The following is a 24,066-nucleotide window of genomic DNA, read 5'->3' as shown; positions in this document are numbered from 1 at the left end:
AGATTACTTCGAAGCCGAAGCGTACCAATCGTTAACTTCCTTCGTTACTTGGTCGCCGCCGGATTTCTTCCAGTTCTCAACCATGGTATCGAACGAATCAAGCGGTGCTTGACCGTAGATGATTTTGGAATACGATTCGTTAACCAGTTTGTTCAGCAATTCGTTTTTGGACTTCATCGTTTCCGTCAGAGGACCTTGGAAGTAGTTCTTCATGCGAATATCTTTTTGATCCATAACGATCTTCATCGCTTCCAGGTTTTCCGGTTTACGAACGGCTTTTGTCTGCTCTTCGTATGGCGTTGTTGGAGCTTCGCCGTTATACAGCTTGATCATCGTGTCCGCATACAGGGCCGGTTGACGAGCGCCTTCGAATGTCAGCGAGTAGTAGATCGGCTCTACGAGATGCGTGCGGTCCGCATAGTTCGGGAACAGGTCCGGATATTTTTGCGGATCCTTCGTGATCGTGCCATCCGGCAATTTCGCCCAGTCGTAGCCTTCCGCGAAGCCGTTTTCGAACTCGCTGCCTTTTTGCGGGTTCGCCCAATTATCGAAGAAGAAGTTATAGTAACGGAGCAGCGCTTCAGGATGGGCTGCCTTTTTGTTGATCAGCATCCAGCCGTTAACGGAAGGGTTGCCGCTTTGGGAACCGATTTTACCGTCTGGACCTGCAGGGATTGGGTAAGCTTTGTATTTCGCGCCGGGAACGTTGTTGATCAGATCGCCAAACGGCCAGTCCGGCAGCCAGTTACGGCCTACGATTGCGCCCGCTTGACCTTTCGTGAAGAACTCCGAGCCGGAAGTATCGTCTTTCAGACCGGAGTCTTTCGAGATCCAGCCTTTATCCATCCAGGTTTTCAACGTGCTGAGAGCCTGCTTCGCGGCCGGATCCACGGAGCCGAAGGACAACGTGCCGTCAGCCGCTTTATTCCATTGGCCAGGCATTGTGCCGTAAGCGCCGAACAGCCAGCTCACGTCCGTCATCCAGTTCAGGAAGCCGTTTTTGAAGCCAAGAGCCATACCGAATGTATCCGGCTTGCCGTTGCCGTCCGGATCTTTGTTGGTGAATGCATCCATGATGGCTTCAAGGTCGGCAACCGTTTTTGGAGCTTGAAGGCCCAATTTATCCATCCAGTCCTGACGAAGCCACAGCACCATATCGTCGTTGTAGGCGTAATCAAGAACCGGAAGCGCCATTTTCTCGCCATCCCGCGTTACCGGAAGGAAGGTATCCGGGTTCAGCGCCGCCGCTTTTTTGTACTCGTCGCCGGCATACTTGTCGAACAGCTCGTTAACCGACATGAATTGACCGGAGTCAATCAGCATGTTAACGGTCTCCATATCGCCGCGGTACGTAATAACGTCAGGCATTTTCTCGCCGGAGGAAAGCATCAGGCGAAGCTTTGTTTTGTAAGCGTCGTTTGTATCCGTTACCACCCAGTCGTATTTCACGTCGATGCCCAGGTTGTCTTTCATATACTTTTGCAAAACGTTGTTTTCCATCGTTTCGCCCGTTTTGAAGAAGTAGTTCGTACCTACGCCTTTAACCGTTGTCAGAGTGATCGGCTCTACGTATTTCTTGCCGTCCCAGCCCGTCTCGTCCGCACCGCTTCCCGCGTTGTCCGTGCCAGCATTATTCGTCGCAGCCGCATTGCCGGAGCTGGTTGCCGCAGGGTCGTTAGATGGCTTGTTGCCGTTAGTATTGTTGTTTGATCCGCATGCCGCAAGGCTTGCCGCAAGCACGCCAGTCAACGAAACGAGCATAAGCTTTTTCATTGAATTATGCATTTTTTTCCCCCCGTAAAATGATTATTATAGCATGAGAGCGCTTTATTTACTCTCAAGTAATACTATAGTCTTGGTTATTACTGATAGAAATACCATAATTTTGAGTAACATGCCATTTTGTTATCTTCTTAATTTCTACTCTTTTACCGCGCCAAGGACAATCCCTTTGACGAAAAACCGCTGCAGGAACGGATACACGACCAGAACCGGAAGCATCCCGATAAAGATCTGAGCCGCCTTCACCGTACGCTGGGAAATGTTCTTCAGCTCGTTCACGTCCGGATTCAGCTTGCTGAAGTCCTGCTGTACGATTATCGTCTGCAGGAAGGTTGCGAGCGGATAGTTGCGGTAGTCGTTAATATAGAGCAAAGCGTCAAACCATGCATTCCAGTTGCCTACGATCGTAAAGAGCGACATGGTTGCAATCGCCGGCATAGCCAGAGGCAGATAAACCCGGAACAGAATCGAGAAATGTCCCGCTCCGTCGATAAAAGCCGCTTCCTCCAATTCCTTTGGCGTAGCGCGGAAGAAGTTCATCAGGAGAATCATGTTGAATACGGCGACGGAGCCCGGAAGAACAAGCGCCCAAATCGTATTCATCATATGAAGATTGCGAATGACGATATACAGGGGTACGATGCCACCGCTGAACCACATCGTAAATACGAAATACCAAGCGTATCGCGAACGGGCCTTAAAAGCGGTCGTATCCTTCGACAGCGCATAACCGCCAAGCGTGATGACCGCCAGCGTAATGGATGCGCCAAGCGCCGTCCGCCCGATCGAGATCCAGAACGCCCGGAGGAAGTTCGGATTGTTCATCGTTTTCGTATACGATTCGGTATTGAAATCCACCGGCCACATGCCGACCAAATGCGCGTTTGCAGGAGCACTGGCACTAAAGCTGATCGCGAGGATATGAATGATAGGTATAATACACAACAGGCCTGCTAGAGCCAGAATTAAATAGTTGAATACCGAGAAAGCCCGGTAACCGAATGTCTTTTGATACATGTGCGCAGGTACCCCTTTCTAGAAGATTTTATAATCCGCATATTTTTGAGCGAGCTTGTAACCGACGATAATGAGCACGAAACCGATGAGCGATTTGAAAATGCCAACGGCCGTGGCCAAGCTGTACTGCCCGTTCAGGATACCCGTACGGTAAACGAACGTGTCTATAATGTCGCCTTTGCTGTAGACAAGCGGATTATACAAGTTGAAGATCTGATCAAAGCCCGCGTTCAAAATATTGCCAAGCGCCAGCGTCCCCACTACGATTACGATTGGCAGGAGCGATGGAATCGTTACATGCCAGGTTTGCTTCCAGCGAGTCGCGCCGTCTACTTCCGCCGCTTCGTAGAGTGCCGGATTCACGCCCGCCAACGCCGCGAGATACACGATTGTGCCGTAACCGAATTGCTGCCAGACATCGCTAAGCACAACGACAAACCGGAACCAGTTGCCGTCGCCCAGGAACAGAATGGACTCCTTCACGCCAAACCAGTTATGAAGCACCGAGTTGATAATCCCGTCCGACGCAAGCATGTCATTCAGAATTCCGCCCAGGAATACCCAGGAGATGAAATAAGGCAGATACACCAGCGTCTGCACCGTGCGCTTGAAAGGATTAAAGCTCACTTCGTTCAGCAAAAGCGCAAACACGAACGGCACGATAATGCCGCATATGATTTTTAATCCGGCGATCAGCGCCGTGTTCGTAATAACCTGCTTAATGTCCGGATAATCGAACATAAATTTGAAATGCTCAAGTCCTACCCACTTGGAATGGAAAATGCCATCGTACGGTTTGTAGTCTTGAAAAGCGATAACCAATCCCCCGAGAGGCACGTACACAAATATGAATTGCAGGATTACCGCCGGAAGCAGCATGATATGAAGCGGCCAGGTCCTCTTCAGAAATCCTCTCGATTTTGATTTGTCCATCTCCTGCTGCAAGACCTCATTGCCGGCTATCGCCTTTGTTGTTGTCCCCATCCCCATTGTCCTTTCCGCTATTCTATTTGTCGATTGACAGAGTTTCATCATGATGTATAGTAAGTATAGCAATCGGGGAATCGCCAAGTCTGCGCCAATGATTTTAGAACGATACCCGGATTTTTTGTTTTCATCCACTTTGATGCGGGGAGACGGACTATCATGTCGCTGAGATTGAATACGTTTACAAAAATAGTCGGCATCATCGTTTTGCTGCTCATTCCGATCATCGCTCTCTACTGGTTTTCGAATAAGACAAGCATGGACGTCGTGATGAACGAAGTGGAAATTTCCATGCACAAGGACTTGTCCTACTTTGCGGCCGAGACCGATGATACGGCGGAGCAGCTGGCAAAAAGCGGCCTTATGATAACCGAAGATATTAACGTCCGTACCCTCGAATTTTTAGAGATAGCCACCCTATATGAACAAACGGATCAGAAGATTCGCATTGCCGACAAGCTTCGGCTCATCAATGCCTCCTCCGATTGGGATACAACGATCAGCATCTATGCGCCGGCTACCAACACCTTCGTTTCAACCGACTTCCATCTTCAATACGATAAAGATCTCGTAGCGAAAAACTATTCAAAGGTCTGGAAATATACCGAGAACGTTGCCCCTTATTATCAGAACAATCCGAGGTTTGTAAGGTTTCTAAGCGAGCCCTATGACAGCTCCTCCTCTAACGCGGGAGTTATCGTTGAGGTCAGCTTCGCGGCTGACGAATTAGTGAAGGCGCTGGAGCGCTTCAAGGCGGGAAGCAAGGGAGATGTCTTCTTCAGCTCGCCGGACCGGAAGATTCTCGCGGTGAACGGCTCCGATACCGAGCTGCAGAAGAAGCTGCTTGCCAAGGTGAATTTGGAAAAGCTGTCGGAATCGCAATATACCCGCATTAAGCTGGACGGCATTGAATATACCGTCAACAGCGTGTACATGCCCGAGCTTGGCTGGTACCTTTTTGACTACCTTCCAATCGATGACGTTGTCAGGCCGATTACGGCAAACAGCAATCTCTTTTACATCTGTATCGTCTTTCTCCTTATCGGCAGTACGATTGCGGCTTACGTGCTGTACACCAATGTGCAGGTTCCGATCCGCGAGCTGATCAGAGGCGTGAAAAAGCTGAAAAAAGGCGAATATCCGAAGCTGAAGGTGTTCCATCCGAACAACGAGTTCCACTTCCTGCTCGTCAGCTTTAATGACATGGCTTCCCAGATCGAGCAGCTCATTCAGAACGTGTATTTGGAGCAGATCCGTTCAAGGGATGCCAACCTGAAGCAGCTTCAATCGCAGATTAATCCGCATTTCCTCTATAATTGCTTCTCCCTGATCCGCAGTCTTACGAGACTTGGGGAAAAAGAATCCGTTATGGAGCTTGCGCTGCATCTCAGCCGGTATTACCGGTATACGACAAGGTCCGAAAGACAGCTGGCCTACCTGCGCGAGGAGGTGGAGCTGGTGAAGAGTTATCTGGCGATCCAGGCGATGAACGTCCAGGATATGACCTACGTCATTACGATCCCGGAAGCGATGGAGGAGCTTGAAATTCCTCGGTTAATCCTCCAGCCGATCGTCGAAAATGCCGTTCTGCACGGCCTCGAGCCGATCGGCGGCGGCGAGGTGCGAATTACCGGCTCGCAAAATGACCGGTACAACGTCATCACCGTCACCGATAACGGAGTTGGCGTAACGGAGGAGCAGTTGGCGCAATTAAAGCTGCAAATGTCAATGCCGCCAACGGAGGATAAGGGCTGCGCCCTGTGGAATACACGCCAGCGCATGACTCTGCAATATGGACAGGAAGCCGGAGTCCGGCTGATCCGCGGCGATGATGGCGGATTGACCGTCGAGCTGTATTGGCCTAATGAAAGTGAAGGGAATCAATCTTAAGCAAGCCATTCTATTAGCTGACGCACTAGCTTGCGAGCTATTCTTTTTAGGGGGAATTCGAGATGCGCCAACTTCTAATTGTAGACGACCAATCGATACTTGCCGACGATCTGGCAGATATGCTGCCATGGGAGGAAGCCGGCGTTGACGTTGTCCATAAAGCCTATTCCGGCCCGGAAGCCATCGGGCTGCTGCATGAGCATGCCATAGATGTCGTTATTACGGATATCCGGATGCCGGGCATGACGGGACTGGAGCTTATTCAGGAAATCAAGCAGAACTGGAAGCATACCAAATGCATTCTGCTGTCGGGTTACTCCGACTTCGAATATACGAAGCAGGCCTTGAAGCTCAAATCCAGCGACTATCTGCTGAAGCCGGCCTCGGACGATGAGCTGCTGACTTCGGTCCGCCGCGCAATCAAGGAGCTTGAACAGGAGTGGCTGGAGATCAGCTCGATGCAGCGCGCGATGTACTCCTTGCGGGAGCAGCTGCCGAAGCTGAGAGAATATCTGCTTCTGGATATGCTGAGCGGCAAGCAGTCCTTATCCCCGCAGCGCTTGTCCAAAAAGCTTGCCACCTATACAGTACCATTCCGGGAAAACGACGATTTCCATGTGATGCTGCTCCGGATTGATGATGAGGACCATCTTTACGATGACGGCGAGAGCGAGGCTTTAATCGATTACGCGTTGGCCAATATCGCGGAGGAAGTATTCGGCGACCAGCTGGACATGTGGCATGGCAAGGATTCGAACGGCTTTATCGTTTGTCTCCTGAAAGCCAAAGCCGGTTCAACCCTAACAAGCGAGCTGGACGAATGGATTGAGAGCCACGCTTTCCAGCTCCAGCATGTCGTGAAATCGTACCTCAAGGTCGGCATCTCTATTCTTACGAGTAAAAGAGGTACATTCCCGCAGGATGTCGGCCCTCTCTATCAGACGTCCATTACGAACTTCCGCCAGTTCATCGGCAGCGAGCAGGAGCTGTTCGTGTCGCTCGCGAAAGAGCCGACGCGCGGCACGCCGCAGCTGCTTGGCGAGCTGTACCGCCCGCCTTCCGTGCTGCAGATGCTGGAGCTTGGCCAATGGGATGCCGCCGGCGAGAAGCTTGAAGCGATCTTCCGCGAGATTGAGGAGGAATGGCGGGGGTCCCAGGAGCATGTGCTGGAAGCCTATTTCTCGATCGCCGCAACGCTAGCCGCCCTGGCGCATAAGAACAAAAAATGGCTGTCCGACATGATTGGCGACGACTTCCACGCGTTTGCGAACGGCAGCCCGATTCATACGGTTGATGAATTGCGCGCATGGACGGACCGGACAATCGATTCCTACCGGAAATCGGTCAATTCGGAGGATAAGGATTCCCGCTCCAGCATTATCCGCAAGGTGCAGGAGTACATTCACAATCATCTGGAGCAGGCCTCCCTTCACTCTATCTCGGCGCATGTTTATCTCAATCCCTCCTACCTGTCTAAGATTTACAAGACGGAGACGGGCGAAGGGATCAGCGAATACCTGCTGCGCGCGAGAATGGAGAAATCGGCCGACCTGCTTGCCCAGACGGATGAGAAAATCTATGAGATCTCGGTTATGCTGGGCTATCAGAAGCCAAGCTACTTTATCCAGCTGTTCAAAAAGCATTTTGGCATCACGCCTCAGGAATATCGGAATAAGGTGACAAACTAGCCGTATACGCATGCAAAAGACGCTTCCTATCCGCATGGAGAGGAAGCGTCTTTTTCGTTTCTTTAGATCAAATCCGATTTCGATAGAAGCCTTTGAATCATAACGACAGCTTCTGCTCTTGTAATATTCGAGGCGGGAGCCAGAATCAAGGCACTTTGTCCCGATACGATGCCGGCCTCCAGGCAAGCCGCAATGCCGCTTGTCGCCCAAGCCGAGATTTTCGATTTATCCGAGAACGCGTTGATTAAGGCATTTACGCTGCTCTCTTGAAGATCGGTTTGAATACCCGTCAATGTCATCGCTTTGGCTATAATCGTCATCGCTTGTTCGCGGGTAATGCTGTCATTCGGATGGAAGCTGCCGTCCGGATACCCGTTAATAAGCTGATGCGAATAAGCCGTCTGAACATCATCGGAATACCAGGCCGATGCTTTTACATCCGAGAAGCTGCTTGCGCCGTTCTCCATGCGAAGCCCCAGCGCACGAACGATAATCGCAGCGAACTCGGCACGTGTAATCGCTTTGTTCGGGTAGAACAACCCGTCTCCCGCTCCGCCGACAATGAGGCGGGACGCCATATCATTCACCGCGTTCTTGGACCAATGATTGCTTATGTCAGAGAAGGAAACGCTCTTGCTCACAAGCGCATACAAGCTGTTCGTACGGCTGTTGATGACGGCATAACGCTTGCCTTCAATGCTGACCAGCTTCGTTGGCACTGGCCGGACAGACCCGTCCGGCTCCACGACGATGGCCGTTAACTCCGGATTTTGAGCCATGTTATCCGGAATAGCAATCATTCGTTCTACATAGGAAGCAAATGCGGAGAGCTCAACCTTCTTGCCGCCATAAGAAACCGTTACCGAGAATTGAACAGGCGATACTGCCAGATTAAGCTGATTCTGTGAGGCAGCCTTCTGCGTCAATGCTGTAGTTGCTGCCGTTGGTTTCCCGATTTCCACGTTAACCGTGACATCCTTGGCATTTACGCTGCCATTAAACAGCTTCGTTAAATCGATAAGCCCGGTTGGCAATGCGTATACGGCATATTCCGTTTCGATCCGCAAGGTGGCCTGCTTCTGGATAAGCAGCTGCAGGAGATCGCCGGGAATCTCGCCAACGGCGACATCCGCTCCCGTCTTGATTGGAAGCACAACCGTAACCTGCTGATCCGATGAAGCCAGAATCTCCTTCAACTGATCCGCGCTCAGATGGAGAGTCGATACCGTTTGCTCTCCCCGCGCGGAAGACTTGAGCTCGCCTAAGCGGTAAGACTTCCCGTCAATGACAACCTCGAAGCCGGACGCCGGATTCGAATTGCCGCCGCCGTTGTTGCTGCTGATTACGGCAAAGGAAGCCGTAACCGTCAGGTTGCCGTTTACGCTAAGATCCGTTCTTGTTGCGCTTCCCACTCCGTCGCTCCAACCGGCAAACCGGTATCCGGCATCCGGCACGGCCGTAACCGCCGTTCCGTCCGAGCCATGAGTAACCGTCTGGAGCTTATCGCCGGTGAGCGTTCCGTGATCGCCAGCCGTGTAGGTCAACGTATATTCGTTAATCGCGAAATCAGCCGTGACGTTCAGGTCAGCCACAATCCCGGTATCCTGACGCGTATCCGTCTGAATACCGTCGCTCCAGCCAATGAAATGATAACCAACCGCCGGTTCCGCTTTTACTTCCGTACCATTGGCTTGGTAGTTGATTTGCTGCGTTGCCGCCCCTGTTACGCTTCCCCCAGCTCCAGCGGAGTAAGTAAGCGTAAACGTATCGATCGCAAATTCCGCTGTGACGGTTAGATCGCCGGTTACGTTCAAGTCCGTACGGCTGGCCGTCGTTACGCCGTCACTCCAACGGACAAAATGATAACCCGTATCGGCTGCTGCCGTAACTTCCGTTCCATCCGAGCCATGATTTACAGTTTGGAGCTTATTGCCTGTCAGCGTTCCATGATCCCCCGCCGTGTAGGTTAACGCGTACTCGTTAATCGCGAAATTCGCCGTGACGTTCAAGTTAGCCACAATCCCGGTATCCTTACGAGTATCCGCTTGAACACCGTCGCTCCAACCGGTGAAATGATAGCCGCCTGCAGGCACCGCATGCACTTCCGTACCATCGGCTTCGTAATTGACTTCCTGCGTGGTATCTCCGGTCAAGCTTCCCCCGGTTCCCGCGGAATAGGTGAGTGTAAACGTGTCGATCGCGAATTCCGCTGCTGCGCTCAGATTACCCGTAACGTTAAGGTCCGTGCGACTGGCCGTCGTTACGCCGTCACTCCAACGGACAAAATGATAGCCCGTGTCCGCTACGGCCTTCACTTCCGCTCCATTAGAGCCATGGTTTATGATCTGATGAGCAACGCCGGTCAGAGTCCCATGCGCTCCGGCGGTATAAGCCAGATCGTATTGGTTAATCTCGAACACGGCCGTTACCGCAACGCTGGCTTGGACATTTTTCTCTTGGCGGGATGGCGTGAGCAAGCCATCGCTCCAGCCTGCGAAATGGTAGCCCGCGTCCGCCACAGCGGTTACCGTCTTGCCGTCTTTTCCGTAATCGACGGTTTGAGCGGCATCTTGGTTGATGCTTCCCCCGGTGCCGGCCGTATAGGTCAACGTATATTGATTAATGGTGAAAGTCGCCGTTACGCTTTTGTTAGAAACGACTGCGAGGTCTGTCCGGGATGCCGTCGCAACGCCATCGCTCCAGCCGACGAAGCTGTAGCCCGGGTTCGGTACCGCCGTTACCTCGCTGCCGTTCGAGCCATGCGTGACCTTCTGGGAAGTCTGTCCGTCCAGGGTCCCGCCTTCCGCCGCCGCATACGTCAGCGTATACTCATTAAGCGCAAAGCTGGCTGCTGCAGTCTTGTCCGCTCTCACATCGCGCTCCACTCGATTGGGAGTTTCGATTCCGTCACTCCAGCTAACGAAATGATAACCCGGATCCGGTGTGGCCGTTACTTCTTGACCATCGGAGCCGAAATCGACGGTCTGCACATGCGATGCTTGTCCATCAATGCTGCCACCCGGATTTGCCGTATAGGTAAGCTTGTATGTATCGATTGCAAATTGCGCGGTGACATTCAGAGTACCCGTAACGTTACTGTCCGTCCGGCTTGCGTTCGTATAGCCATCGCTCCAGCCTACGAAGTGATAGCCCGGGTCGGCTACGGCCGTTACGGTTGTCGCATTCCCGCCATGCGTGACCGACTGAGATTTATCCCCCGTAAGGCTGCCGTTCGGACCTGCCGCATACGTGAGCTCATAAACGTTGATTGCAAAACTAGCGGTTACGCTGAGATCGCCGGTAACATCTTTATCCGTCCGGGCTGCGTCCGCATAGTTATCGCTCCAACTGGCGAAATGGTAACCGGTATTTCCTACAGCCGTTACTTCAGTCCCGCTTCCACCCGTCCGTACGCCTTGCAGCGCATCGCCGCTAATCGTACCATTCGAGTCCGCCGCATACGTGAGCTTATGCTGCGCCATAAGGATGGTGCCGTTCGAGCCAAGCGCCATAAACTCACCGTTCACATAGGCCGCCCCGTACAGGACAGCTGTCGTGCCGCTTGCGCGCTGCTGCCAGCTCTGACCGTCCGGCGAGCTTAGAATCGTACCGCTTCCGCCAACGACTACAAAGGTGCCATCCCCGAATGCGGCTCCGTAGAACGTACCGCTTACCGGTGGAGTAACCGTCGTCCAATTCGCTCCGTCGGGAGACGTGAGAATTTTGCCGCCGTTTCCGACCGCAACGAATAGTCCATTGCCGTATGTAACTCCCCGCAATGTCGTTGTAACACCCGAGCTTTGCGGCGTCCAGTTCACGCCATTCGTTGAACTTAATATCGTCCCTCCGCTGCCAACCGCGACATAGGTTCCGCCGCCGAATGCTACCGCATTAAGCGCTCCGCTAGTCATCAAATACTGACTCCACGAAGACCCGTTGCTTGAGGTCAGAATGACTTGCGTCTGATTAAAATTGATATCGTTGCTCGCGCCAACCGCTACGTAACCAGCGTTTCCGTAAGTTACGCCGTACAGCGTAGTTCCCAATTCGCCGGGAAGCGTTTCGGATTCTTCCCACTCAATCCCGTCATCCGAAGTCATAATCTTTCCATGATAGCTCTGTTGACCATACCTGATCGATTGTGAGTATCCAACTCCTACAAAACCAGCAGGACCGCCGGATACCAAGCTTCTAATCTCATGATTGACTCCCGTAGACAAAGCCGACCATCCCGCGCCTGTTGTTGAGGTACGGTATAAGCTTCCTGCGTGCATATCAACTTCTCTATTACCACAGGTCCCTTGAAGAGCACAGTCCGGAAAAGGCATCGGCGGGGTTCCCGTTGCGACGATTTTCCCGCTGCCGTATGCCGCCGTACGGAACGAATCCGTAGGATCATCGGTAGAGCCCGACGGCTTAGCTACCCAGGACAAGCCTTCCAGCGCATCCGTTCCCCCGCTTGCGAAGGCCTTGCCATATACCGGCAGCAGACCTGCTACTACCGCAAAGATTAATACCATTGCTATTTTCCTGCTAAATGCATGACGACTTATTGCTCTTCTCCAGATGTTCCTACTCATCGCCTGACCCATCCCCATCCCCATCCTCAAATATAACAAATACGATAATGCTACACAGTATCATATACCATACTAACGAACTAATATATTATACCTACGACCTATTCTATGATTTATAGCACTATAGTCACTGCCAACGCGCACGAAAAAAACCGGCTATCGCCGATAGCCGGTTTTGCAAAACTCTATTTATTAATAAATCCTGTTATTTCACGGCATCCGCAGCCGCAAGCGCGTCAAGGAAGGACTGATGCATCTTGCCATTGGACGCTGCGACGTTGCGGACGCCCAGGCTGTACGGCTGCCCGAGCGTATCGGTTACGGTACCGCCGGATTCCTGAATAAGCAGCGCGCCTGCCGCCAGGTCCCAGCTATTCAGGCCGATCTCCCAGAAGCCGCTTAAGCGGCCGGCTGCGACATACGCCATATGAAGCGCTGCCGAGCCGCCCGAGCGGATATTGCGGACTTGCGGCGCCAGCGCCTGCAGCCCCTTCATGTTAAGCGGCAGCGCATAATCCAAGTCTGCCGGGAAGCCCGTTGCAATAAGGCTAGTCTTCAAGCTGTCCTCTTGGGACACGCTCATCCGCTTGCCGTGCACGTAAGCTCCTTTGCCCTTCTCGGCTATAAACAATTCGTCGCGCATCGGATCGTAGACAACGCCGAGAATCACCTCGCCTTTATGGGCAAGCGCGATGGAGACTACAAAAAACGGAAAGCCGTGCACGAAATTGGTCGTCCCGTCAATCGGGTCGACAATCCACAAATATTCGGCTTCGCTTACTTCCTCCAGCGCGCGTGCGGATGCTTCCGGCCCGGGCTCAACGCCCTCCTCGCCGAGGAAGGAATGATGAGGGAAATGCGTCAGCACAAGACGCTTGATCAACGTCTCCGAGCCTTTGTCTACTTCCGTCACCAAATCATGAGCGGAGTACTTTATATCAAGCTTCTCATAGTTTCCTAGCTTAGACTTAATCCATTCTCCAGCTTTAGCCGCGCAGTTGATCGCCACGGCGGCGAAGCTTTTGCCTCCGACGACGGTGCCCTGCTGATCACTTACAGTCACAGTCCATCACTCTACTCTCATCATAATTTGACCAAACATAAACGTTTCACAATAAAAAAAGGGCAGGTTCATTTCTTATACGAACAACTTCCTCCGCAAGTTTCGCGCAAGTTGTATAGAGAGAATGTATACTTCGTATATTTTTAAAATATTACCGTAGTGTTAAAGCTTCGTCAAACCCTCGTAGATTAATTGGGCGGCCAGCAAAAGCAGCGTTACCCGAAGCAGCCAGAGCAGCCCTTTTCCGCTCATTCGCCCCGCGATCATGGCGCCAAGCTTGCCGCCAATCCATGCGCCCGGCACCAGCGCCAGCACGATCCAATAATTGATTTCCCCCAGCCAGCCGTGCATCCCGCTTCCCAGTATCGAGGAAAGAAAGATAACGAACATGGACGTTGCGGTCGCCGTATGCGGCGGAAAACGGAACAGGAGCACCATAAGCGGTACGAACAAAGAGCCGCCGCCTATGCCGAACAAACCGGATATGAGACCTACCGCAAACCCGATGACCAGCGCGGGAACAATCGCATAACCGTACGTGTGCTCCTGCCCCTTCGCATCTACGATCGTACGCTGGATCGGCCATTCCCGGTTGATGGGTTTCAAATAATCGCGCGCTACGAGCAGCCCGGCCATAAGCAGCATAAAAATGCCGAAGGACAGCGAAAAGGCAGCGCCTTGAAACCGGCTGGTCAGCGCGGATCCGATCATGGCGGCAGGTCCGCTCGTCATAAAGAACAGCCAGCCGCTTTTGAAATCGACCAGCTTTTTCTTCGCGTAGCTTAGCGTAGAGGCAAGCGCCGTTATAATAAGCATCGTCAGCGAGGTGCCTACCGCGGTTGCATGGCTGATCTCGCCCCCCGTCAGCTGCGGTCCCAGCAGCATAAGCACCGGTACGATAATAATGCCGCCGCCAAGGCCTACTATACTGCCAAACATCGCTGCCACAACGCCAAGCAGCACCAGCAGAATCCATTCCAACACGTTACCTTCACCGCTTTCCCGCTCATGATGTCTCTACGATCTATGTATCATCCGTGCACAAAATAACACCGCCAACGCCGTCCTGTTGGCGGTCCTTGGCGGTGTTATCACTTAAGGGTCGATCTCCACGGTTCCGCCATCCAGGATGCGGATTCCGTTTCCTAGCGCGGCCATTTCCTTTAGATCCTCCATTAGCTTGAGCAGCGCAGCATCCTTATGCTTCGCCTCCAGCATGCAGTCGATCCTCGGCGTTGACGCCGCAACGCTCCGGAGAAACTGCACGAGCGGCTCCGGCTCCACGTTATCGGCATGCCCCCGGGGATCGGACAAGCTTTTTGGACTGGAAGCATGGATTTTGGGCGGAAGGCCACCTTCCTCTAGACCGAGTCGCTGCTCCTCCAGCGTCCATGTACGGGCAATCCGCGGCCATAAGCCGGCGGAAAGCTCGTCCATCGTCACATCCCCGCTGTTCACCGCATGATGGTGGATATCGAGGACCATCGGAACGCCAACGGCTTCCGCAGCTACAATCGTTTCCCTGACATCAAACGTTTTATCGTCGTTTTCGAGCGTAACCCGATGCTTGTACCGGTCAGTCAATGCGCCGAACTGCTGAACGAACCGCTCGCCGGACAGCTTCTTATCGCCATAGGCTCCGCCCATGTGAATATTGCATTTCACGGTTTCCGGCAGCTCCATGGCTTCGAGCATCCGGATATGATAATCGAGATCCCGTTCCGATTTGACCAGGACATCGGGACGATTCGTGCTGAATACGCAGAAATGGTCGGGATGGAAGGAGGTTCTCATCCCCGTCTTCTTCGCATAGTCGCCAATTTCCTTCATGGACGGACGAAGGACGGGAAACGGATCCCATTCCAGAAGATCCTCATGCGTGGAGAGCGGAATCAGCTTGGACGAGAACCGGTACATATGGATATCATGGGCATTGGCATGCTTCATGATCCGAAGCGTATTATGCAGATTTTCCTCCGCGATCCGCTCCATCTTCCTTATGCCGGCTTCTCTGTCGTTCAGCTTGCTAAAGTTCGCGAACGTCATTGTCCGAGAAGGCGAAGCATTCTCTAGAATCGTGCTCATGGCGACAAATCCGAACCGGACGATCATAGTCAATTATACCCTCTCTCCGAAAAACATCTCGTACGCGAGAGCCGTCTGGATGCGCGCCTCCTCTTCCGTCAGCTTGCGCACCAGCTCCATCTCCACTTCCGTCACTTCTTCCCCCTGGAAATTGATTTCCGCAATGGAGGCGAGAATGCGAACGATCGCAATCGCTTCGTTATTTGGCGTATACGCGATTACTTTCTGGCCGGTCGGGAAGACGCGGAACCCGCTCTTCACCATTTTGCCCCTACCGTATTCAAGCAATTCATACAGCTCTTGCTCCGATTTGAATTTGCATACGGAATTAAACTCTGTCGCAAAACCCATCTCTATCCCTCTTTTCTTTTAGTCCGAATTATTGCTTCGATTAGTTGCCGCCGCTGCCTCCGAAATCAATCGTCTTCCTATCGGCATAACGCTTGAAAGCCAAGTCGATCAGCTTATCCAGCAAGTCCTTGTACGGCAGGCCCGACTCTTTCCACATAAGCGGGTACATGCTGATTGGCGTAAAGCCCGGCATCGTATTCACTTCGTTAACGAACAGCTGGCCGTCCGTCTTGCGGAGGAAAAAGTCCACCCGCGACAGCCCCGCCCCGTCAATGGCCAAAAAGGCCCGTAGCGCCATATCCCGCACGGCTTCCGCCGTATTGTTCGGAATATTCGCCGGAATATGAATGGTGGACTTGCCGTCCACGTACTTCGCCTTGTAGTCGTAAAACTCGTTGGACGGGGCAATTTCCCCGGGAACCGATATTTTTGGATCATCGTTGCCAAGAACGCTGACTTCGATCTCCCTGGCATCGACGAACTCCTCCACGATGACCCTGCGGTCGAACCGGAAGGCAAAATCGATCGCCGCGATCAGCTCCTCGCGGGTCTTTGCTTTGGATATGCCTACGCTCGATCCGAGGTTGGACGGCTTTACGAAGCACGGGTAACCCAAAGCGACTTCGCATTCCATAATAAAAAAGGAGGCGTCCTTCTCCCACTGCGCCCGGTTGAAATACCGGAAGACGCATTGCGGAAGACCCTCGTACGCGAATATTTTCTTCATCGTAATCTTGTCCATCCCTGCAGCGGAGGCTAGAACCCCCGCCCCGACATAAGGGATGTCCGCAATTTCGAGCAGCCCCTGAATCGTCCCGTCCTCTCCGAAGGTACCGTGGAGCAGCGGGAAAACAACGTCGATCGGCTGTCCCCCGCCCGCAAGCGTTCCTCCGGCCAAGCGATCGAGGAGCGGGGCAAGCGGAAGGTCCGGCACAACCGGCACCGGTGCCCCGTCCACCGGCTCAAGGCGAAGCTCGTCGATGTCCCCCGGCTGCCCGCCAAGCATCGATCCCACTCTCCATTCGCCCAGCCGGGTAATATAAAAAGGCGTTATTTCATATTTTGCGTAATCAAGCTCCCCCATCACCGCAAATGCCGTCTGCAGCGACACGTCATGCTCTCCCGACTTCCCTCCGTAAATCAACCCTAAGTGTACTTTCTGCCCCATTAGGTATCCTCCGGTATGGTTATTTTTAGAAGTGGTCCGCAATATGAAAAAAACGGTATCTTGTTTGCTCGGTCCAAGCATAGGAATCCCGGTAGTCCCAGAACCGGTGCCGGCTCGGAACCGTATTCGCGTTCACAAGCGGCATGCCTGCCGCATCGAAGGCGGTAATAATGGTGCTATGCTGGTACCGGTTGTCGCCGTTCCAGTCATAGGTGATGACATCGCCAAGCTGAAGCTCTTCCACGGATTCAACAACGGTTGCGTGCAGGCCGGAATTGCGCTTGCCGGACAAATAATTGGTCAGCGCATTGGACACCGCCCAGCTGTAGCTCCACCATTCCTTGCCGCCGCTACGGCCTTTGTACCACCAGCCGCTTTCTCTTTTACCAGTATAGTTCATAGGCGCGTGGCCTGCAAAGAGACACTGGGAAATATAGTTAGTGCAGTTTACCTCGAATTCCTCGTATGCCGGATTCCCTTCATTCCACCACCGGTCGGCGTAAGCGGCCGCCAGCTCGCGGCGATAGGGGATGCCTTTTACCCGTTGCTTCAACTGCGGATATTGATCCAGGTTCAAAAAAGGAGTCGACCGGAAGACCGATGCTTCTCGGGTCTGATCCAGGTCCTCCTCCATCGCTGCGGTGTACTCGGAAACGCCGAACCGAGGCCTCCGCTCAGCAATGACGGGCTCGATCCGGAAGATGCGCCAGGCGCCTCCCGACTGATTCAGCCATAACCGTTCGATTTCGGTCCTCTCCTCCAGATAATGCAGCCCCGATTGCTCCATCTGTCTTCTAATATGAAGCTTCAATAGAACGGATACTTCGGCAGAGGATTCGTTCACCTTGATAAGCTCAGCCTTGGTCTCGCCCCTGGCGGGAAGCACGCCGCGGTACAGCTCCCTTTCCCGCAACCGTTCAAGCCGGTAACGAAGCCTCAAGCAGTGGTCTTTATCTTCTATATAATCATCGAGAACGGCATAATGTTGATCCGTCTCGGCCTTATTGTATAAGTTCACGTATTTGGATATAACGGACTTCCATTCGCCTGCCTTCTCCCTTTTTCCGGCGCCTGACGGCTCGGTGGAACGAAGCAAGGAAGAAAGCTTCGCACCGGCTTCCCTTCCGGCGGTATGACCGGCAGACGGCTGGGCAGACTTTGTAGGTGCGGATTGGACGGGTAGCCCAGCGGGCAGCGATTGACCGCCCCGCTGCTCGCGGGCGGCATTTTCCGGCGTCACGACGGAAGGACGCTGCGTTTCGAGCTCCTCCGCCTTCAATATGATCCCGGACGGCTGACTTGTGCGCACCGCCGCCGGTTGGAGCACTAAAGCTTTGTTTGGCCGCTGCTTGTCGGGACGATTCCTTGTTTGATCCGATCGCGTAGACATGGCTACCCCTCCCATTCCTGTATTTGCTGGTTCATTATATGAGCAAATGTAAGATTTCATGTAACAATCGCCATGGGGCTTGGGAACACTATCTGGGGTAAAGAGGATGAATGTTTAAGCAAACCGTAAACTTTAAGCGAATGCTTCCGAAGTAAGTTTGCTTAGAAAACTTTTAGCAGATGCTTTCGAAGTAAATGCTTCGCAAATTTTAAGCGAATGCTTTAGAAGTCAAATTTGCTTCGCAAATTTTTTAGGAGGTCACTAACGTATGTCCAAGAACAACCCTTTTGCCGAGCGCAGCACGCTGGATGCTGCCGGCAAAACCTATGCGTATTACCCGATCGCGGAGCTGGAGAAGCAAGGGCTGGGCCCTGTATCGAAGCTGCCCTTTTCGATTAAAGTGCTGCTGGAGGCCGCCGTCCGCCAATTCGACGGCCGCGCGATAACCGAGGAGCATGTGAAGCAGATTGCTTCCTGGGCCAACGGCCGGATCGATAAGGAAATCCCTTTTATTCCAGCGCGTATCCTCCTGCAGGATTTCACCGGCGTCCCTGTTGTCGTCGACCTGGCGGCCATGCGCGATACCGTCAAGCGTGCCGGCGGCGATCCAAAAAAAATTAATCCGCTCGTGCCGGTTGACCTTGTCATCGACCACTCGGTTATGATCGATTCCTTCGGTACTCCGGAAGCGCTCGAATACAACATCAAGCTTGAATTCAAGCGCAATGAGGAACGCTACCGGTTTCTGCGCTGGGCGCAAACCGCCTTCGATAATTTCCGGGCAGTTCCGCCCGACACCGGCATCGTCCATCAGGTGAACCTGGAGTATCTGGCTTCCGTTGCCGCAACCAAAAAAATCGGCGATGACACGGTCGTCTTTCCGGACTCCCTGGTCGGCACCGACTCCCATACCACGATGATCAACGGTCTTGGCGTTGTCGGCTGGGGCGTAGGCGGGATCGAGGCGGAGGCCGGGATGCTGGGGCAGCCGCTCTATTTTGTAATGCCGGAAGTTATCGGCTTTAAGCTGACCGGCAGTTTAGCCGAAGGCTCCACCGCAACCGACCTGGCTTTAACGGTTACTCAGATGCTCCGTAAAAAAGGCGTTGTCGGCAAGTTTGTCGAGTTTTACGGATCCGGCCTGTCTAACATCAGCCTGGCTGATCGCGCAACGGTGGCGAATATGTCGCCTGAATACGGCGCGACGATCGGCTTTTTCCCGGTGGATGAAGAGACGCTCCGATACATGCGGGATACGGGACGGGATGAAGAGCAGATTGAGCTGGTTCGGGCTTACTATAAGGCACAGGACATGTTCCGCACCGATGAAACGCCGGATCCGGTGTTTACGGACACGCTGGAGCTTGATCTGTCCACGGTTGTGCCATCCCTTGCCGGACCGAAACGTCCGCAGGACCGCGTTGAACTCACCCATCTCAAGGAAGCTTTTAACGATATTATCAACCTGCCCGTTGAAAAAGGCGGCTATGGCTTAAGCGAAGAAAATAAAAATCAAAGAGTAAAGGTTCACCATAAAGACGGCCGGGAGAGCGAAATGGGCACCGGAGCCGTTGTTATTGCAGCCATAACCAGTTGTACCAATACGTCTAACCCAAGCGTTATGCTGGGGGCCGGGCTTGTTGCCAAGAAAGCGGTTGAGCTTGGATTAAAAGTGCCGGCTTATGTCAAAACCTCCCTTACGCCAGGTTCGCTGGTCGTGACGGAATATTTCGAGCGCGCGGGTCTCATGGAGCCTCTGGAGGCACTTGGCTTCCACCTGACCGGCTACGGCTGCGGCACTTGCATCGGCAACTCCGGACCGCTCCCTGATGAAGTGAGCAAAGCGATCGCCGACAATGATATGACGGTGGCGGCGGTATTGTCAGGCAACCGGAACTTCGAAGGACGCATTCATGCCCAGGTCAGAGCGAACTATCTGGCGTCCCCGCCTCTTGTTGTCGCTTATGCGCTGGCGGGTACGGTAAATATCGACCTGTCAAAGGACCCGATCGGTACGGGCGCAGGCGGCAAGCCGATTTTCTTGAAGGATATTTGGCCGACCAATGAAGAGGTGCATGAAGCGATCAAATCGGCAGTCCGTCCTGAGATGTTCCGTGATAAATACGCCAACGTCTTCACGCAGAATGAACGCTGGAACGCACTTGAAGTAGCTAAGGGCGAAAGCTACGAGTGGGATCCGGATTCGACTTACATCCAGAACCCTCCATTCTTCGAGAATCTGAGCGGAGATGTCGGCGACATTCAAAACATTCCGTCATCGCGCATACTGGCACTGCTTGGCGATTCCGTCACGACGGACCATATCTCTCCGGCAGGCAATATTAAAGCCGACAGCCCGGCAGGCAAATATTTGACCGACCATCATGTGGAACGGGTCGACTTCAACTCTTACGGCTCCCGCCGCGGCAACCATGAGGTCATGATGCGCGGCACGTTCGCGAACATCCGCATCCGCAACCAAGTAGCGCCGGGGACGGAAGGCGGCGTAACCACCTATCTGCCGACAAACGAAGTCATGTCCATCTATGACGCTTCAATGAAGTACCAGAAGGACGGAACGAACCTTGTTGTTATTGCGGGCAAGGAATACGGCACGGGCAGCTCCCGGGACTGGGCGGCAAAAGGCACTTTGCTGCTTGGCGTCAAAGCGGTTATCGCCGAAAGCTTTGAACGGATTCACCGTTCCAATCTCGTTGGCATGGGCGTGCTTCCGCTGCAATTCCTTGAAGGCCAAAGCTGGAAGACCGTTGGCCTGACCGGCCGCGAAACCATTGATATTAGCGGGCTCTCCAATGACGTGAAGCCCGGCCAGAAGGTCCATGTCAAAGCGACCGGCGAGGATGGCAAAGTAACCGAGTTCGACGTAACCGTACGTCTCGATTCCATGGTCGACGTCGACTACTACCGCAACGGCGGGATCCTGCAAACCGTGCTCCGTCAGATCATGTAGAAACAAAAGCGACTGTGCTAAGTATAATCAGCACAGTCGCTTTTCTTTTCTCTTAATAAAAAGGTTAATGGCAAACGGAGCATTTTGAATGATTCTGGAGAAACGAAGTGGTCGCTTTTGTGAAGGGATTCCTACACTATTAAACCTAATTCCTAGGAATCCTCGAGCAATGGCGATCGGAAGAACATTCAAATGCGGAGTTTGCCACTTTAACCTGCACGTATGCGAAGTTTGCCACTTAACCGTCACTTGATCATGGTCCCCATACGCTTCGCGAACTCGATTAGAACCGGCGAATACTCTCGCATCGTCTCCATCGTTAGACGGCTGGATGGTCCGGATACGGATAACGCCGCGGCCACCTGGCCATGCCGGTTGAAGATTGGCGCTGCCAATGCCGCTACCCCCGGCTCGCGTTCCTCGAAGCTGGTCGCGTAGCCCTGCTGCGCGATTTCCTCGAGCTGCTGCTTATATTGGTCAAGGTCGATCGCGAGCAGCCAAGCCGGATCGCCAAATATCTGCTCCTGCACAAAGCGGTCGGAATAAGCGATCAGCACTTTGCTGGATGCGCCGGCATACAGCGGCAGCCTTGCGCCAACCGGCGCTACCCGGCGAACCGGCTGATTGCTCTGGACCGCCTGAATCCGCACGCGCTCCGATCCGTCGCGTACATATATACTAACCGTCTCTCCGAGCCGGTCGCGCAAGCGCTCCATCTCCGGCTGCCAGATGACGGATTGGTCATCCGAGCTGGACAGATGCGCCGACAGCTCCCACATCCGCATTCCGAGGTGATAACGCTCGGACGACGGATCCCGCTCTACGAAGCCGCGGTCTTCCAACGTTGCCAGCATGCGGTGGACGGTGCTTTTATGCAGGCCTACCTTTTCCGCGATTTCGGACATTGCCAGATCCGATCCCTCCGTGAAACAGAGCAAAATATCCAGCGCCCGTTCTACCGCACGTACATTTGATTTGCCTTCTTCCATCCAGTCCGCCCTCCTTGATCCGCTCCAATTTTGGTTTCGTACAATGAAACTTATTATCATCCAGTATACCTTAATTCAGCGATAATGGTAAAGAAAAGATCTTTCATTACAGCCTGATTACAAATGCTTAACATTACATCGACATCAATTGACAGGCCTCACCCTACGGGTCTACGATAAAAGTACTAGATATGTAATAGCGCTTACATAGTTAGTAGTGAGGGAGGGACGATGCGATGAGCACAACCATAATGACACCAATGCCGCTTGAAACCGGCTTTCCCCAAACGCTGCAGCCTTTTCCGCTTGATGGCGGGCTGCAAAAGCAGCGACCGCAGGCTAAGACGCGCAAGCATTTCTTCATCGCGTTGGTTGCTTCGTTCACGGCGCTATGCCTGCTGCTTGTTCTCGTTTTCTACGGATATGTCGCCTGGATGCTGACCTATCCTTATGTAGCACCGCTAACTTCCAATCCGAAGGCCGCTGCCGGCCTCGATTATGAAGATATTTTATTCCCAAGCGCCAGCGGAAAAACAACCGTCAGCGGCTGGTATGTGCCTGCCTCGGATAATGATTCCGACGCGGTTCTGGCAAGCTCCACGGCGAAGTCGGAACGCACCGTTATTTTCAGCCACGGCTATGGCGCCAACCGCGAGGAAGACTGGGTACCGATGTATGATCTGACGAAGCTGCTTCACGGGCTTCACTATAATGTGGTGCTTTTTGACTACGGCTATGCCTCGCAGAAATACAAGGCGCCGGCTACGGCGGGGATTGAAGAATCGCAGCAGCTGCTCGCGGCCATCAATTTCGCCAAGTCCCGCGGAGCCCAGGAGATTGTCGTATGGGGCTTCTCGATGGGAGCAGGCACGGCTCTCCAAGCCGCGCTGCAGACGAAGGATATTGACGCGATGATTTTGGACAGCACCTTCCTGGCAACTGCCGATACGATGTTCCACAATGTGACGCAAATTTTGCCGCTACCGAAGTTCCCGTCCAAGCAGTTGATCGAAATGCTGCTCCCTACCTGGTCTGGCACAAACCTGAAGCAGGTGCCGGTTGATCAAATATTATCGAAGTCCTTTGATATACCGCTGTACATTATGCATGGCACAAGCGATGCCAAAGCACCTTACCAGTTAGCCGAGCAAATAGCGGCGGATCAGACGAACCCGCTGTCCCGCTCCTGGATTGTACCAAACGGCCAGCACGAAATGCTCTTCCGCGCTTCGCCAACCGAATACATCCAGCGCGCAGCCCTTTTCCTCGGCCAGGTCGATCAACAGTTCCAGGAATCGCATCCCGCCAAAGACAATACGCAAACCACTTAGCATACAGCCCTTATACGGATAACAAAAAAGCCACCGCAGCATCAAGCGTTCGAAACGGAACTTGATGCCACGGCGGCTTTTATTTAATTCTAAGAATTCTCCGGAATGAAACGCTCCCCGCCACCAAAGGATGGCGAAGCCGTTTCACCTTGTTACAGCTATTATTGCTTGAGCAAAGACAGAAACTCCGAACGCAGCGCACTATCCGAGAATACGCCGCGAACGGCCGACGTAACCGTCTTGCTGCCCGGCTTCTTCACGCCGCGCGCGCACATGCAGAGATGCTCGCCTTCCACGACAACCATCACGCCTTGCGGCTTCAGCACTTCCTGCATAATGTCCGCGATCTGCGTCGTGATCCGCTCCTGCACCTGCAGTCTTCTCGATACCGCTTCAACAAGTCTTGCCAGCTTGCTGAGACCGGCGATTTTGCCGCTTGGAATATATCCGATGTGCACCTTCCCGAAGAACGGCGCCATATGATGCTCACATTGGCTGTAGTAGACAATGTCTTTGACAATAACAAGCTCTTCATGCTGCTCGTCGAAGGTAACGCCAAGCACCTCGCGCGGATCTACCTCGTAGCCCGCGAAAATCTCTTCATACATCCGGGTAACGCGAGCTGGTGTCTCCAGCAGCCCTTCTCTTTCGACGTCTTCGCCAACCAGCTTCAAAATTTCTTTTACATGATGCTCGATTTGCTCCCGGTTGCGCGATACCGCCGAATTGACGTAGTCTTTCATCCCCGCCATTTCGTACCACCTCTCCGGCTAC

The 24,066-nt window shown here is 53.2% G+C and carries 16 protein-coding genes; 4 read left to right on the top strand and 12 right to left on the bottom strand.

The window, feature by feature from the left end:
* Positions 1-3 precede the first annotated feature (3 nt).
* The 3 genes from PGL01S_RS27565 to PGL01S_RS27555 form a co-directional block, all read right to left on the bottom strand.
* Positions 4-1,785, bottom strand: a complete 1,782-nt coding sequence (locus PGL01S_RS27565; RefSeq protein WP_116394100.1) for an extracellular solute-binding protein — start codon at positions 1,783-1,785, stop codon at positions 4-6.
* 135 nt (positions 1,786-1,920) lie between these two features.
* A complete protein-coding gene (locus PGL01S_RS27560) occupies positions 1,921-2,799 on the bottom strand; it encodes a carbohydrate ABC transporter permease (RefSeq protein ID WP_015842448.1) in 879 nt (292 codons plus the stop codon).
* A gap of 18 nt (positions 2,800-2,817) precedes the next feature.
* Entirely contained in the window at positions 2,818-3,732 is a 915-nt protein-coding gene (locus tag PGL01S_RS27555; RefSeq protein WP_127498414.1) for an ABC transporter permease, read from the bottom strand.
* A gap of 213 nt (positions 3,733-3,945) precedes the next feature.
* Here PGL01S_RS27555 and PGL01S_RS27550 point away from each other — a divergent pair, with 213 nt between their 5' ends.
* A complete protein-coding gene (locus PGL01S_RS27550; protein ID WP_127498405.1) occupies positions 3,946-5,676 on the top strand; it encodes a sensor histidine kinase in 1,731 nt (576 codons plus the stop codon).
* A 62-nt stretch (positions 5,677-5,738) separates the two neighbouring features.
* Positions 5,739-7,364 carry a response regulator transcription factor gene (locus tag PGL01S_RS27545; RefSeq protein WP_127498403.1) on the top strand — a complete coding sequence of 542 codons (1,626 nt, stop codon included), beginning with the start codon at positions 5,739-5,741 and terminating at the stop codon, positions 7,362-7,364.
* Between the two features lie 62 nt (positions 7,365-7,426).
* Here PGL01S_RS27545 and PGL01S_RS27540 read toward each other — a convergent pair whose 3' ends face one another.
* The 7 genes from PGL01S_RS27540 to PGL01S_RS27510 form a co-directional block, all read right to left on the bottom strand.
* A complete protein-coding gene (locus PGL01S_RS27540; protein WP_164775610.1) occupies positions 7,427-11,884 on the bottom strand; it encodes an InlB B-repeat-containing protein in 4,458 nt (1,485 codons plus the stop codon).
* Between the two features lie 265 nt (positions 11,885-12,149).
* Positions 12,150-13,007, bottom strand: coding sequence for an inositol monophosphatase family protein (locus PGL01S_RS27535; protein WP_116394095.1), 858 nt, complete (start codon positions 13,005-13,007; stop codon positions 12,150-12,152).
* 162 nt (positions 13,008-13,169) lie between these two features.
* Positions 13,170-13,988 (bottom strand): sulfite exporter TauE/SafE family protein, encoded by an 819-nt coding sequence (locus tag PGL01S_RS27530; protein ID WP_127498412.1) that lies wholly within the window; start codon positions 13,986-13,988, stop codon positions 13,170-13,172.
* A gap of 114 nt (positions 13,989-14,102) precedes the next feature.
* Positions 14,103-15,119 (bottom strand): UV DNA damage repair endonuclease UvsE, encoded by a 1,017-nt coding sequence (uvsE, locus tag PGL01S_RS27525; protein WP_127498409.1) that lies wholly within the window; start codon positions 15,117-15,119, stop codon positions 14,103-14,105.
* Between the two features lie 6 nt (positions 15,120-15,125).
* Positions 15,126-15,443 carry a hypothetical protein gene (locus tag PGL01S_RS27520; protein WP_015842440.1) on the bottom strand — a complete coding sequence of 106 codons (318 nt, stop codon included), beginning with the start codon at positions 15,441-15,443 and terminating at the stop codon, positions 15,126-15,128.
* Positions 15,444-15,483: 40 nt separating this feature from the next.
* Positions 15,484-16,611 (bottom strand): D-alanine--D-alanine ligase, encoded by a 1,128-nt coding sequence (locus PGL01S_RS27515; protein ID WP_127498399.1) that lies wholly within the window; start codon positions 16,609-16,611, stop codon positions 15,484-15,486.
* A 25-nt stretch (positions 16,612-16,636) separates the two neighbouring features.
* Positions 16,637-18,001, bottom strand: a complete 1,365-nt coding sequence (locus tag PGL01S_RS27510; protein ID WP_127498397.1) for an amidase domain-containing protein — start codon at positions 17,999-18,001, stop codon at positions 16,637-16,639.
* Positions 18,002-18,269: 268 nt separating this feature from the next.
* Between PGL01S_RS27510 and acnA the strand changes: the two genes are divergently transcribed.
* Complete coding sequence (gene acnA, locus PGL01S_RS27505) at positions 18,270-20,972, top strand: aconitate hydratase AcnA (RefSeq protein WP_127498395.1); 2,703 nt, start codon at positions 18,270-18,272, stop codon at positions 20,970-20,972.
* Positions 20,973-21,217: 245 nt separating this feature from the next.
* Here acnA and PGL01S_RS27500 read toward each other — a convergent pair whose 3' ends face one another.
* Positions 21,218-21,961: an IclR family transcriptional regulator gene (locus tag PGL01S_RS27500; RefSeq protein ID WP_127498393.1), complete on the bottom strand. Its 744-nt coding sequence runs from the start codon at positions 21,959-21,961 to the stop codon at positions 21,218-21,220.
* Positions 21,962-22,197: 236 nt separating this feature from the next.
* On the opposite strand from PGL01S_RS27500, the gene PGL01S_RS27495 reads away from it, so the two are divergent.
* Positions 22,198-23,292, top strand: coding sequence for an alpha/beta hydrolase (locus PGL01S_RS27495; RefSeq protein ID WP_127498391.1), 1,095 nt, complete (start codon positions 22,198-22,200; stop codon positions 23,290-23,292).
* A 161-nt stretch (positions 23,293-23,453) separates the two neighbouring features.
* Here the strand turns inward: PGL01S_RS27495 and folE are convergent, their stop codons facing one another.
* Positions 23,454-24,044, bottom strand: coding sequence for a GTP cyclohydrolase I FolE (gene folE, locus PGL01S_RS27490; protein ID WP_116394087.1), 591 nt, complete (start codon positions 24,042-24,044; stop codon positions 23,454-23,456).
* Between the last annotated feature and the right edge of the window lie 22 nt (positions 24,045-24,066).

Source organism: Paenibacillus glycanilyticus NBRC 16618, assembly GCF_004000805.1.
In the GTDB taxonomy this organism is placed as follows: domain Bacteria; phylum Bacillota; class Bacilli; order Paenibacillales; family Paenibacillaceae; genus Pristimantibacillus; species Pristimantibacillus glycanilyticus.
Note: the sequence above shows the minus strand (reverse complement) of the source record. Positions and strands in the feature narration are given on the sequence as shown.